At 28.5% G+C, this 13,385-nt stretch carries 12 protein-coding genes; 2 read left to right on the forward strand and 10 right to left on the reverse strand.

The window, feature by feature from the left end; genetic code table 11:
• Positions 1-242: 242 nt before the first annotated feature.
• Positions 243-1,589: an NADP-specific glutamate dehydrogenase gene (gdhA, locus tag H8S20_RS08510; protein ID WP_186859852.1), complete on the reverse strand. Its 1,347-nt coding sequence runs from the start codon at positions 1,587-1,589 to the stop codon at positions 243-245.
• Between the two features lie 243 nt (positions 1,590-1,832).
• Between gdhA and uvsE the strand changes: the two genes are divergently transcribed.
• Positions 1,833-3,071 (forward strand): UV DNA damage repair endonuclease UvsE, encoded by a 1,239-nt coding sequence (gene uvsE / locus H8S20_RS08515; protein ID WP_186859853.1) that lies wholly within the window; start codon positions 1,833-1,835, stop codon positions 3,069-3,071.
• A 276-nt stretch (positions 3,072-3,347) separates the two neighbouring features.
• Here uvsE and H8S20_RS08520 read toward each other — a convergent pair whose 3' ends face one another.
• Genes H8S20_RS08520 through H8S20_RS08535 form a run of 4 tightly spaced genes read right to left on the reverse strand, consistent with a single transcriptional unit; the run spans position 3,348 to position 7,212 of the window.
• A complete protein-coding gene (locus H8S20_RS08520) occupies positions 3,348-3,962 on the reverse strand; it encodes a DUF2238 domain-containing protein (RefSeq protein ID WP_186859854.1) in 615 nt (204 codons plus the stop codon).
• A gap of 41 nt (positions 3,963-4,003) precedes the next feature.
• A complete protein-coding gene (locus H8S20_RS08525) occupies positions 4,004-4,984 on the reverse strand; it encodes a rhomboid family intramembrane serine protease (RefSeq protein ID WP_186859855.1) in 981 nt (326 codons plus the stop codon).
• A 1-nt stretch (position 4,985) separates the two neighbouring features.
• Positions 4,986-6,797, reverse strand: a complete 1,812-nt coding sequence (pepF, locus tag H8S20_RS08530) for an oligoendopeptidase F (RefSeq protein ID WP_243177585.1) — start codon at positions 6,795-6,797, stop codon at positions 4,986-4,988.
• A 16-nt stretch (positions 6,798-6,813) separates the two neighbouring features.
• Positions 6,814-7,212, reverse strand: a complete 399-nt coding sequence (locus H8S20_RS08535; protein WP_032117671.1) for a DUF6762 family protein — start codon at positions 7,210-7,212, stop codon at positions 6,814-6,816.
• 148 nt (positions 7,213-7,360) lie between these two features.
• On the opposite strand from H8S20_RS08535, the gene H8S20_RS08540 reads away from it, so the two are divergent.
• Positions 7,361-7,774, forward strand: a complete 414-nt coding sequence (locus tag H8S20_RS08540; protein ID WP_032117670.1) for a hypothetical protein — start codon at positions 7,361-7,363, stop codon at positions 7,772-7,774.
• A 50-nt stretch (positions 7,775-7,824) separates the two neighbouring features.
• Here H8S20_RS08540 and H8S20_RS08545 read toward each other — a convergent pair whose 3' ends face one another.
• The 5 genes from H8S20_RS08545 to H8S20_RS08565 form a co-directional block, all read right to left on the reverse strand.
• On the reverse strand, positions 7,825-8,097 hold the full coding sequence (locus tag H8S20_RS08545) for a hypothetical protein (protein ID WP_032117669.1): 273 nt from the start codon (positions 8,095-8,097) through the stop codon (positions 7,825-7,827).
• Entirely contained in the window at positions 8,094-9,365 is a 1,272-nt protein-coding gene (locus H8S20_RS08550) for a sensor histidine kinase (RefSeq protein WP_186859856.1), read from the reverse strand. Before H8S20_RS08550 ends, H8S20_RS08545 begins: the two co-directional genes overlap by 4 nt.
• A gap of 4 nt (positions 9,366-9,369) precedes the next feature.
• Positions 9,370-10,071: a response regulator transcription factor gene (locus tag H8S20_RS08555; RefSeq protein WP_032117668.1), complete on the reverse strand. Its 702-nt coding sequence runs from the start codon at positions 10,069-10,071 to the stop codon at positions 9,370-9,372.
• A 121-nt stretch (positions 10,072-10,192) separates the two neighbouring features.
• Entirely contained in the window at positions 10,193-12,700 is a 2,508-nt protein-coding gene (locus H8S20_RS08560) for an ABC transporter permease (protein ID WP_186859857.1), read from the reverse strand.
• Positions 12,700-13,380, reverse strand: coding sequence for an ABC transporter ATP-binding protein (locus tag H8S20_RS08565; RefSeq protein WP_186859858.1), 681 nt, complete (start codon positions 13,378-13,380; stop codon positions 12,700-12,702). The genes H8S20_RS08560 and H8S20_RS08565 overlap by 1 nt, the downstream gene beginning before the upstream one ends.
• Positions 13,381-13,385 lie beyond the last annotated feature (5 nt).

The following is a 13,385-nucleotide window of genomic DNA, read 5'->3' on the forward strand; positions in this document are numbered from 1 at the left end:
CAAAGCTGGTAGAATTTTTAACATTCATTTACATACTTATCTTATCCCCTATTTCATAAATTAGCAAAGTTTTTTTCACAACAAAGTTGTTAAGTTAAGCTTATATAGTATAAATTTAACTTTAACCTATCATAATAATCTTATAATTTTTCAATTCACTCAATGATCTTTCACCTGACATAATCACCTTTCAACAAAATCAAAAAGTCAACGTCCATATAAAACGTTGACTTTTTATTCTTCTATACTATTCCTTGAGCCATCATTGCTTCTGCAACTTTATTGAATCCAGCAATATTTGATCCCATTAATATATTACCTTCTTCTCCATACTCTTTTGCTGCTTTTGCAGATTGGCTATATATATTAACCATTATATCTTTTAATTTATTATCAACTTCTTCAAATGTCCATGATAGTCTCATGCTATTTTGTGACATTTCTAATGCTGAACAAGCAACTCCACCAGCGTTTGCAGCTTTTGCAGGCCCAAATAATACACCATTTCCTTGGAACACTTTTATAGCTTCTAAGCTTGAAGGCATATTAGCACCTTCTGCAACTACTTTAGTTCCATTTTCAACTAAAATTTTAGCAGATGCTTCATCTATTTCACCTTGTGTTGCACATGGAAGAGCTACATCACACTTAATAGTCCATATTCCTCTGCATCCTTCAACATACTTAGCTGATGGAACATAGTTTAAGTAATCTTTAATTCTACCTCTTTTAACTTCTTTAATTTCCTTAACTGCATCTAAGTTAATTCCGTTTTCATCATAGATATATCCATTAGAATCACTTAAGGCCACTACCTTCGCCCCTAATTCAGTAGCCTTCTTTGTTGCGTATATAGCAACATTTCCTGATCCTGATATAACTACAATTTTACCTGCTAATGATGAGTTATTATCCTTCATCATCTCTTCTGTAAAGTATATTAATCCATATCCTGTTGCTTCAGTTCTTGTTAAGCTTCCACCATAAGTTAAGCCTTTACCAGTTAAAACTCCAGGATCGTTTGCTCCTCTTAGCTTTTTATAATATCCATACATATAACCAATTTCTCTTCCACCTACACCTATATCTCCTGCAGGTACATCTGTATCTTGACCTATATGTCTATAAAGTTCTGCCATAAAGCTTTGACAGAATCTCATTACTTCTCCATTGGATTTTCCTTTAGGATCAAAATCTGATCCACCTTTTCCTCCACCTATTGGAAGTCCAGTTAAAGAATTTTTAAATATTTGTTCAAATCCTAAGAATTTAATTATGCTTGCGTTAACTGTTGGATGGAATCTAAGTCCTCCCTTATAAGGCCCTATTGCACTATTAAATTGTACTCTGAATCCCCTATTCACTTTAACATTTCCATTATCATCTACCCATGGAACTCTAAACATGATTTGTCTTTCTGGTTCAACAATTCTTTCTAATAGCCCTGCTTCAATATATTCAGGATGTTTATCAAAAACTGGTGCAAGAGATAATAGTACCTCTTTTACTGCATCTAAAAACTCTTTTTCTCCTGAATTTCTATTGCTAACTTCTTCTAAAACTTTTAATACATACTCTCTTCCATTCATCTGTATCGCCCCTAACATTTTTCTTTTATTAAATAATACACTATTTTTTTAACAAATTCTATATTTTTTCATCCTTTTTTATCGAACTATTAAAAGTTTAACATATTATTTAAATTTATTTTATGAATATATCAACTTTTATATTAAAATACTAATACTAAGTCTAAAATAAAATACTATTTTATATAATTTCAATCTAAAAAAATTTATAATTTTTGAAAATCATATACAAGGAGACTAGTTATGAAAATTGGATATGCATGTACTCCACTTATGGTTCCATATAAGACAACAAGAAAATTGACTCTTTCTAATTATTCAGAAGAAAAAATAGCCTTATTAATAAAAGATAATCTAGAAGACTTATATTCTATACTTCGTTATAACAATTCTAAAAACATTAAATTATTTAGAATAAGCTCAGATATAATTCCCTTAGGTAGCCATAAAATTAATAATTATAACTGGTGGGATATTAACAAAGAGCTTTTAACCAAAATAGGTAATTATATAAAATCTAATAATATGAGAGTATCCATGCACCCGGGTCAATACACACTTCTAAACTCTCCTAAAAAAGATGTAGTAGAAAAATCAATACTAGACCTTAGCTTTCATTGCAAATTTTTAGATAGCTTAAACTTACCATCTAGTCATAAAATAATTCTTCATGTTGGTGGTGTTTATAACGATAAAGAGAATGCTATTAATAGATTTGTAAGTGAATATAACAATTTGGATAGCGCCATTAAGAAAAGATTAATAATAGAAAATGATGAAAGATTTTTTTCTATATATGATTTATTAGAAATAAATAGTCGTTGTAATATACCTATTATCTTTGATAATCTACATTATGAATGTTATGGTGATACATCCACCTCCATTCCTAAGCTACTTCCCATAATAAAAAAAACATGGAAAGATAGCGACGGTGATATGAAAGTACACTACAGTATACAAGATGCTACAAAAAAACGTGGTGCTCATTCCCCAACAATATTTATAGATACTTTTTTAGAATATTTAAAAAGCTATGACTTTTCAAATATAGATATAATGTTAGAGGTTAAAGATAAGGAAGTTTCTGCAATTAAAACTATAAATTCTATAAACTTTCTTAAGGGTAACTTCTCTAACATAAATTTTTCAACTGACATTGAATCATATAAATTATTTGTATTAGAAAAGTTAGATTATGATGGTTTGTCAAAATTAAAAGATATTGGCTCACAAAACAATTTTATAAAACTTTATAACTTCACAGACTCTTTAATCTATGAAGAATACAATGAAATATCATTTAGGCGAGCCTTAAACCAAAGCTTTGAATCTATTAGACATGAACTAAACTCAAAAGAAATTAATCACTACAACAAAAACTATAAAGAGCAATCCTACTTAAAGTGTAAAGAATACCTTAAAAAAATAAGTGATAAATACAATTTACCACTTAATAACACATTTTACTTTGTATATTAGTTTGCTATGCTCACTAAGAGAAATGTTTTGCTCGCGCAAAAGATAAATATGAGATTTTGTCTCAGAGAAATATTCAGAAAATTGAAGAGAATTATATAGCTAACGCTACAGATAAATATCTTATTTTATTATAGAAAAATGCCTGAAGCATAATCTATATCTGCTTCAGGCATACTTTTTTTCATTTAGTATGAATAATTATCTTCCGTAGTAATATTTCTCTACACTTATTGTATATTTCTCCATTCAAAGGATATATTTCTCCCTGCGAAGAAACTATCTTCTAATATCTTCAACTAATTTTTCTATAAACCTTACTTTCTTTCCTTTTATATACATAGCTATTGGAATATTAGCTAAGATTCCCATAACTGTTCCACATATTATGTCCATCATAGTATCTATTAAACTATTATTTTGTGATGTAAATCCCAATAATTGGTCTGTACTAAACTCCCATATTTCCCATGCTCCTGCTGCTGCAATTGAGAATATTATAGAAAATACTACTCCCATCATAGGATTAACAGCTTCTTTATCATCAGTTTTAACTAATGTTAAATAGAATATAAATCCTATGTACGCTATTATTATCCCTGAAATTAAATGAAGTATCTTATCATATCCTGGAATTATTATATAGAAATCTAATACACTTCCTAAATACATCGCAGCAAATACAAATATAAATATTAAATAAAAACTTATTCTTGATCTTCTTAAGAATGTTTTCTTATAAACAAAGAACATAATCCATGCAGTTACTGCTGCTAATCCTATTCTAAATGTATGAACACCTTCTTTAGCCATCATATCATATACCAAAGTTATAGCTAATATGGCCATATACACTAAATTAATAATTAGTGCTTTATCTTTTTTCAAATCCAAAGCTAATGCCTCCTCTATTGCTTCAATATAGATAAAACTTATTATTTAAATGATTTTTCCAAATTACTTTTAACTATTAAAGCAGTTACTCCTCCTACTATCAATCCCCCAAGGTGTGCAAAATTATCTATATTACTTAATGAAACACCTATAATTATATTAATAATTATAACTTGAACAATATTCATCATATAGCTTTTTCCTATTTTATCTCTATGTTTAATTCCAAATATCAGCATAGCTCCTAAAAGACCAAAAATAGCTCCTGAAGCTCCTACAGAAATAGAGTATGGACTAAAGATATAACTAAATATACTTCCTCCAAGCGCTGCCATTAAATATATTATTAAATATTTTTTACGTCCAAAAACATATTCAACTTCTGAACCTATTATCTTCAATGCATACATATTAAAAGCTAAGTGCATAATTCCACCATGTAAAAAGGCACAAGTTAACAATCGCCAAACTTGTCCATGATTAATTAATTCATTAACCTTTGCACCTAATCTTATCAACACATAAGTGTTGCTATCTAATAAACTTCTAGACATTATTGCTGTTAATATATAAATTAATACATTTAATCCTATCAATATATAAGTAAGTTTATTATCTTTAAATCTATTTTTATGCTTCTTCTCTTTTTCACCCATATATTCACATACTTTAAGGAGAGGCTTACAGCCATCTCCGCTGTAAACCGCTCTTTCTTCAGTTAATGAATAAATAAGTTTATTGTATTGTCCTAAATACTCTTGTGATATTTCATCTCTTTTAGTTGCAATAACTACATTTATAGCTACAGGCTTAGTAAACATTTTGCTTAGTTGTTCATAAGCTTCGGTATAAAGCACATTTGCATTATTTTCATCACACACTATAACACAATAAGCATAGTTATCATTTTCAGATATGGCAACCCATTTATTTTCATTATTAGATTGACTAAAATAGTCTTTTATATAAAACCCATATCTATTAATTAATATATTAAAAAACTTATCTTCAAACTTTTTCATCTTAAATATCTTTCTCTAACATATCTAATAATTCATTAAATCTCTCAATAGTAGCTTCTAAAGGCTTAGGTGTTGTCATATCAACTCCAGCTTTCTTTAATATTTCTATTGGATAATTACTTCCACCACTCTTTAAGAAACCAGTATATTTCTCAACAGCATTTGGCTCTTTATCTAAAATTGATTTAGCAAAAGCTGATGCAGCTGCATAACCTGTTGCATATTGATATACGTAGAAATCATTATAGAAGTGAGGTATTCTTGCCCACTCAACATCTATTTCATTATCTACAATTATATCTTCACCAAAATATTTTTGGTTTAATTCGTGCCATTTAGCATTATAGTCCTCTGCTGTTAAAGGCATACCTTTTTCAAAGCTTTCATGAGTGTAAAGTTCAAATTCTGCAAACATTATTTGTCTAAATACTGTTGTTCTTATTTGCTCTAACTCTTGATTTATTAAATAAAGCTTCTTCTTTTCATCAGTTTCTTTATTTATTAAATGATGAATAAGTAACGCTTCATTAGTTGTTGAAGCAACTTCTGCACAGAATATTGAATATCCAGCATAATAATAGCTTTGCTCTTTTCTTGAATAGTAAGAATGAATTGAGTGACCCATTTCATGAACTAATGTAGATACATCATTTAAATCGTAATTATAATTTAATAATACGAATGGTTTTGTATCATATCCACCCCATGAATATGCTCCACCTCTTTTTCCTTTATTGATGTATTTATCTATCCATCCACCTTCAATTCCACCTTTAAATATTTCTAAATATTCTTCTCCTAGTGGATTAAGTCCTTCTATAGCCATTTCAACGCCTTTATCAAATTCTACATGTTCTTTATCAATTTCTATAACTGGAACATATAAATCATACATATGCATTTCATCAAGTCCAAGTAATTTCTTCTTTACTCTTACGTATCTATGAAGTGATTCAATATTATCATTTATAGTTTTAATAGCATTCTTATAAACCTCAAGTGGAATATCCTCAGGCTTTAAGGCTGCTTCTAAAGCACTATTATACTTTCTTACTCTTGCAGAGAAATTAAAGGCTTTTATAGAGCTAGAAAGTGTTGTAGCTAAAGTATTTTCAAAATCCTTATAATGTCCAAATAAATCTTTAAATGCAGCTTCTCTGACACTTCTATCTTTAGATTTTATAAACGAAGAGTAATTTCCTTCTGTTAATTCTACTTCATGACCATCTTCATCTTTAATATTTCCAAACTTCATATCAGCATTAGTCATTATATTATGAATTGATGATGGTGCATCAAGACAATCAGATGCTGCAGCTAAAAGTTCCTCTTCTTCCTTACTTAATACATGAGGTTTTTCTTTAATTATGTTAGTTAATAAAAATTCATATGGCTTTAATCCATCTAATCTTTTTATCTCTTCCTCTATAAATCCGTCTGGTAAACTTAATAGTTCAGGAACTAAATAAGCTGAATATGTTGCATACTCTGCCATATAAGCATCAATCTTATTCATCATACTTTGATACTTAGGATTTGATGTATCTTCATCTGATTTTAAATGTGCATAAACATATATCTTTTCAGCTTTTCTAGAAATTTCTTCGTTTAATTCTAAGTATTCTATTAATACCTCTCCATTTTTAAGTTTTCCTTCAAACCACTTAAGCTTTGGCGCTTCTTCTTGAAGTTCTTTATATTCTTTTTCCCAAACTTCATCACTAGAATAAACTTCGTTAACACTCCATTTATCTATTTCTTGAATGTCCTCTCTCTTCTTTAAAACCTTACTTTCCATAGCATTATTAACCATTATAGGCTACTCCTTTCTACTTATATTCTTCTTGTTTTCCTTCTATATCATTGAAGGCCTTTTCCATAGCTTCATGGATTAATTCTAAAGCTAAAGATAGTTTCTCATTAATATATCCATGATCATCCTCATATTTAAATGTAATTAAGAATGTTGGATTGTATTCATCATCAACATCTTCAATCTTAAATCCTTCCTCTTCAAATATAGAATAATTAAATACATCGTATATAGCAGAGTATTCCCACTCTTCAACATCTTTATTTGTGTCAAATTTTAAATAAACCGTATCTCCCTTTACATAAAAGCCTTTTACATATTCAGCTTCAACAGATACTTGATAACTTCCTAATTCTTTTGTAACAAATCCTGTTTCAACATCTCTTTCCATTAATATTAAACTTGAGTAATCCATATTTATGTTCTCCTTCTATTCTTCCATTGTTTTCATTTTTTTGTCTTATCCTTATTATATGTTTCCTTCTTTAAATATACAATATCCACTTTACATATTTACAATTTATGGTAATATATTAACATAGAGTTTTTTTGGGGGCGATTTTATGGTGCAAAAGCGTTCTAAAAAAAATAGGACATACACTAGAGTCCAACGCTTAAAAAAACGTAGAAAAAAGTTATTTACAATAATTTTTCCTATAGTTCTTATTGTGTTATTGGTTACTGGTGGAGTCTTATTAAAAGGAAAGTACGTTTCATACAAATGTAGTAATTTAACTTATGCAATTGACTACTACTTCACTAATTGGAAAGATAAAGATCTAAGAATCAACAGAGTTCAAACTATGACTTTCGTCGATAAGACTGAAGATAAGGTTGTAGTTGAAGCTTTTGGGCTTAGTCATACTGAACCACATCAAAGCACTACATTAGTAGGTGAATTAACAAAAGATCCTAATGGCTCATGGGTAATGAAGTCCTTAGCAAAAAAGGATAGCTCACAAGAAAATGTAGAATAAATCAAAGACAGTAGATAAGTTACATAACCTTTCTACTGTCTTTTTTCCTGCTATTTATCAGCTAATATATGATCGAATCTTCTTCCCATTTCAAAGCTATGGTAGTTAACTCCATCCTTTGAGTGATTATCTATAAAATCTTGTAACTCTATTTCGTAAGTTTCACAACCATCTAATTCGATTGTTATCATATCTTCATCATCAATTTCAAAATTAGTTATTTCACCGTTATCAATTTCTTCGTTACCATAGTGGAAAACTACTCCACAATCTACTAACTCAGTGTACAATTCTAATAGTTCTTCTCTTGTGTCTCTTGTCATATTTCATTCTCCTTTGCATAATCAGACCTTACCTTTAAAAAAGTTATGTAAAAGGTGGTGCCTACTAAAACTTCACTTTCTGCAACTATACTACCATTATGAGCTTCTATTATCTTTTTACTTAAAGATAATCCTATTCCAATACTTTTAGGATTTAAAGAATTCTTTCCCTTATAAAATCTTTTAAATATATTTTTAAGGTCTTTCTTTTCTATACCTTCCCCATTATCGCTTATAGTTACTGTGACACTTAATGGAGTTTCTTCAAGACAAACTTTTATACTTCCTCCTAAAGCTGTGTGCTCTATAGAATTTTTAATAATATTACTAAAAGCTTCTCCGATCCATTTCTCATCATGAAAGTAAAGGCCCTCACCCTTAAAATCTAATATAATATTTTGTTTCATTTCATCAGCTTTAACTTTTAAAGGCTGCATACAATAATTTATAGTATCTTTTAAAGAATGTAAAGACTTATTATAATTAATTGCATTACTTTCTATTCTAGCGTATTTTAACAAAGTAGTAATAAGCCAATCCATCCTGTCTAACTGGTCTGATGTTGAGTCTATAAACTTAGTTCTAGTTTCACTATCCATATTATTATGATTCTTTAAAATATCATTATACGTAATCAATGCAGAAAGTGGAGTTTTTAATTGATGGGATATATCATTAATAATATTTTTTAAGTTAACCTTTTCTGCTTTAAGATCACTTAAGGCTCCTTCAAGCCGTTCTCCCATATCTATAAACTTATTATAAAATACTGCTAATTCACCTTCATTTAATGCTAACTGCTTATTATTAAACTTTCCTTCAACCATATTATCTGCAATTTGTCCAAGAGTATTTAAGTTTTTAAAAATAGGTTTAATTATATATATAAATAAAGTTAATAATATAGCCCAAACTATTCCTACGAAGCCTATCCATATTTTTTTAAAATTATCATATTCATTTTTTATAACAGCATTCTTATATGGCAATATATTATCATTATAATAGTATTTATCCATCACTACTTTTCCAGCATCGTAATACTTACCATACTCACCTTTTGTAATAATAGGTATTATCTTTTCCTCGAGCTCAGGATTTTGTTCTAATATAGCTCCTACTAAGGCTATATTCTGTTCTCCATATCTTGAACTAATATTATTAAACCAATTATTTAAAAATAACATTGATATTAAAGTAAATATTATAAAAGAAATAGCTGAAAGTATTATTATATTTTTAATCTCCCTATTTTTTAAAAGATTCATATAATTATCCCTCCACTATTCTTTCTGCCCATCTATATCCTATACCTCTTACAGTTTCTATATACTGCGGATTTTTAATATCATCTTCTATCTTTTCTCTTAATCTCTTTATATAAACAGTAAGTGAATTTCCATCAACAAAATTTCCATCAACATCCCATAGCTTTTCTAACAATGTAACTCTTTCAATAGCATTACCTTTATTCTTGATAAGAATTAATAACAATTTATATTCTATGGCTGTTAAATCTATATTAAGTCCATTCTTATAGACCTTATACTTTAAAGGTTCTATAAGTATATTCCCAGTTTTTATTATTTCTTCAGAAGACTTAGTATTTGTTATTCCTTTTCTTCTTAGTACAGCATTTATTCTTGAAATAAGCTCTTTAACTCTAATAGGTTTAGTTACATAATCATCTCCACCCATATCTAAACCTAAAACAACATTAACCTCTTCATCGCAAGCTGTCATAAAAATTATTGGTACCTCACTTTCTTTCCTTATTTCCCTACAAAAATCATATCCACTACCATCAGGTAACATTACATCAAGTAAAATTATATTAAAATCTAAGGATTTATATTTTTCCCTAGCCTCTTCTAAATTCTTTGCATGTATAACATCAAACCCTTCTTGCTTTAGCGTATACTCAATTCCTAAAGCTAATGGCAAATCGTCCTCTACAAATAAAATCTTAATCATATTCTCTCCCTCAATTTATAAATTCTAAAAAAGGAGCAGATAACCATCTACTCCTCTATATCCTTCTTACTTCAGTATTAACACCTATATTATAAACCACTTCTCAACAGTTATAAACCATTTATTCCTCATTTCGTATAGCCTCAACTAAACTTATTTTTCTTAATTTTCTTAAAGGAATTAAACTTGCAACTAGACTAATACCAATAATGCTTATAAATCCAACTATAAATGGTGCTACAGGAATACTGTAACTCAAACTTACTCCGTTATCTAAAACTTTAACCATAACACTTACTAGTATCACCGAGATAATTCCACCCCAGAAGGATGCTATTACTCCATATAAGCTTCCTTCTAAAAGTATCATCTTATTAACTTTATTTTTATCCATACCAATAGTGCTTAAAGTTGCTAATTCTCTTCTTTTTAAAAGTATATTTAATGATATTGTGCTTATAATATTAACAACACTGATTAAAGTTACCATAATAATAAATCCATAAATGAACGTATTTATTACCATCCACATCTCTTCACTTCTTTTATTATTATAATAATAATTATCGAAAGCATAGCCATACTTGGATAAAGATCCTTCAACTTCATTTAATATTTTTTCAATATTATTGTCGGCTGAACTGTCTATGCTTACTCCTAATATCATGCTTGAATATGCATCAGCATCTAAAACCTCATACATTTGTTTAGATAGTATCATTCCAAAGCTTCCTTGATATCCATATTCACTTAATATATCTTTTTCTATAATTTTCTTAACCACTACCTCATATACATTCTCTTCTTCTATATCGTTAGCAATATTATTTCTAAATTGCTCTGACTCTATATATTCATATGCTTCTTCATTATCTACATTTAATCCAGTTAAAGATTTAGGTATTTTAATAGTATCTCCAACCTTATAATTAGTAATTTCAATATTCCTCTTAGAGCTTCCATCATTGACTACTATATTATTAACTAATATAACACCATTTTCACCTAACTCTTCTTCTGACAATCCCATCTCATTTAAAGCATCATCATTATAATAATATACGAATGAGTTAGTTAATAGCTTATAATTTGTAATAATATCTTTCGCAGAATATAACTCATCATTACTATTTAACTTATCTTTATCAATTACTAAAGGAATTCTCATACTAGCCTTTTCATATACATTATCTACACCCTTGATATTAGAAATATCTTTTTTCATATTATTAGAATCTTCTTTATTTGTATAGGATAAAAAATCAATAACACTAGATTCCTTTAAATATGATAACTCTTGATTTTGTTTTATATTTAAGACATTGAAAACCACAAACATCACTAATGAAATAGTCAGTGAAAGTATTGTTACAGTGAAGCTTTTTTTATTTTTTCTTATATTCTTATAAGCTATCCACCCTTCAATACCAAATATCTTTCTAATAGAATTTCCTTTAACAAACTTTTCTTTATATTTGCTTACATATCCATTATTTTTTAGTATATCTACTGGTGATATTTTCCCTGCCTTTTTTGCAGGTCCATAAGTTGCTATTAAAATAGTTATTATACCTAATATTAAGGTTATTAATATTACTTGAGGATAAAATGACATTACAAACTCTGTTTCTAACATACTTAATAATTCATCTTTAAGAATTCTTGTTGTAATATCTACTCCTAAAAATCCAAATAATACTCCAAAAGGTACTGCTATAAGACACATAATTAGACCTTCTTTTAATACTATGTTTCTTATTTGCTTTGGTGTAGCTCCAATGCTTCTTAGAATACCAAACTGATTAATTCTTTCAGCTAGTGATATATTAATAAAATTATATATAAGAAATACTGTTGCCATTACTATAATTGTTACCACTATGGTTATCAAACCTATTATTGCTGTATTAATTCCTAAATATGAGCTTTGTCCCTTAAGTGCTAGTAACTCATCATTTATATCTACCATTGATACACTTTGTAATTTTTCAGCTTTTTCATATATTAAATTTACCTTGTCTTTTTGGTCTTTTAAAGAAAAATAGAAGTTATACTCATTTCCATATATATTATCTGAACCAATAACTTTAGCATCATAGGAACTACCACTTGCCATATCAGGGTAATAAAACCCAACTATTTCATAAGTTAGCTTCTCTCCATTTTCTAATCCAACTAAATTTATCTTATCACCTATACTTATATTGTTATTAACCTTAAATCTATTGTCTATCATTATTTCTTGAGAATTTTCAGGTACCCTACCTTCTATAACCTTGCTACTAAATACATTTTTGATTCCTTCAGCATCATAATTATTAATATCTATGCTTATCTCTTCATTTATATCTGTTTTATAACCTCCCTTATACCCCTCAGTAGCTGTATTATATAAATCTACATCATTTTTAAGTAATTGCGAATCTTCTTCAGTAACTCCCCAATACTCAGCTTCATAATTTCCTTTTTGAAGCATTGCTCTATTTACCATTACATTCTTAAAGCTATATCCAAAAAATCCAACGCCACTTATTAGAGCTAAAGAAAGTATAAGTCCTATTATAGTAAATATACTTCTTTTCTTATTCTCTTTAATATATCTAAATGTAATATCAGAATAATTTCTCATTATATCATCACCTCATCAGCAGTGATTTTTCCATCTTCAATAGTTATGACTCTATCAGCAGCTCTTGCTATATTTATATCATGCGTAATTAAAATTAAAGTTTGCTTATATTTTTTAGCTGAATATTTTAGAAGTTCTAATATTTCCTTTGAATTTTGAGAATCAAGGTTCCCTGTTGGTTCATCTGCTAATATAACTGCTGGTTTATTAGCTAAAGCTCTACCTATAGAAACTCTTTGTTGTTGTCCTCCAGATAATTCTGATGGATGATGCTTCCTTCTATTTTCTAATCCTAAAAGTTTTAAAAGATCCTCTAGATATTCCTTATCTATTTTCCCTCCATCAAGAAGTACTGGCATTTCTATATTTTCTTCTGCAGTTAAAACCGGTATTAAATTAAAGAATTGAAATACAAATCCTATTTTTCTTCTTCTTAAAACTGATAACTCCTTCTCCTTTAATTTATAAACACTCTCACCTTTTATAATAACTTCACCTGAAGTTGGTTTATCAACACCACCTAGCAAGTGAAGTAGTGTACTCTTCCCTGACCCTGATGGTCCTACTATGGCTACGAATTCACCTTGCTCTATTTCTAAATTTATATCTTTTAATGCTTCAACCTTAGCTTCTCCACTACCATAAACTTTACATAAATTCTTTACTTCTATAAGTGCCATAATTA

Origin of the sequence: Clostridium hominis, assembly GCF_014287825.1 — a bacterium.
GTDB lineage: Bacteria > Bacillota > Clostridia > Clostridiales > Clostridiaceae > Clostridium > Clostridium hominis.

What these genes read in the sequence shown, in the direction of transcription:
- H8S20_RS08565 (WP_186859858.1), bottom strand. Translation starts at nt 13,380, where the DNA reads ATGGCACTTATAGAAGTAAAGAATTTATGTAAAGTTTATGGTAGTGGA.
- H8S20_RS08535 (WP_032117671.1), bottom strand. Translation starts at nt 7,212, where the DNA reads ATGGATTACTCAAGTTTAATATTAATGGAAAGAGATGTTGAAACAGGA.
- H8S20_RS08555 (WP_032117668.1), bottom strand. Translation starts at nt 10,071, where the DNA reads ATGATTAAGATTTTATTTGTAGAGGACGATTTGCCATTAGCTTTAGGA.
- pepF (WP_243177585.1), bottom strand. Translation starts at nt 6,797, where the DNA reads ATGGTTAATAATGCTATGGAAAGTAAGGTTTTAAAGAAGAGAGAGGAC.
- H8S20_RS08545 (WP_032117669.1), bottom strand. Translation starts at nt 8,097, where the DNA reads ATGACAAGAGACACAAGAGAAGAACTATTAGAATTGTACACTGAGTTA.
- gdhA (WP_186859852.1), bottom strand. Translation starts at nt 1,589, where the DNA reads ATGAATGGAAGAGAGTATGTATTAAAAGTTTTAGAAGAAGTTAGCAAT.
- H8S20_RS08550 (WP_186859856.1), bottom strand. Translation starts at nt 9,365, where the DNA reads ATGAATCTTTTAAAAAATAGGGAGATTAAAAATATAATAATACTTTCA.
- H8S20_RS08540 (WP_032117670.1), top strand. Translation starts at nt 7,361, where the DNA reads ATGGTGCAAAAGCGTTCTAAAAAAAATAGGACATACACTAGAGTCCAA.
- H8S20_RS08525 (WP_186859855.1), bottom strand. Translation starts at nt 4,984, where the DNA reads ATGAAAAAGTTTGAAGATAAGTTTTTTAATATATTAATTAATAGATAT.
- H8S20_RS08560 (WP_186859857.1), bottom strand. Translation starts at nt 12,700, where the DNA reads ATGAGAAATTATTCTGATATTACATTTAGATATATTAAAGAGAATAAG.
- uvsE (WP_186859853.1), top strand. Translation starts at nt 1,833, where the DNA reads ATGAAAATTGGATATGCATGTACTCCACTTATGGTTCCATATAAGACA.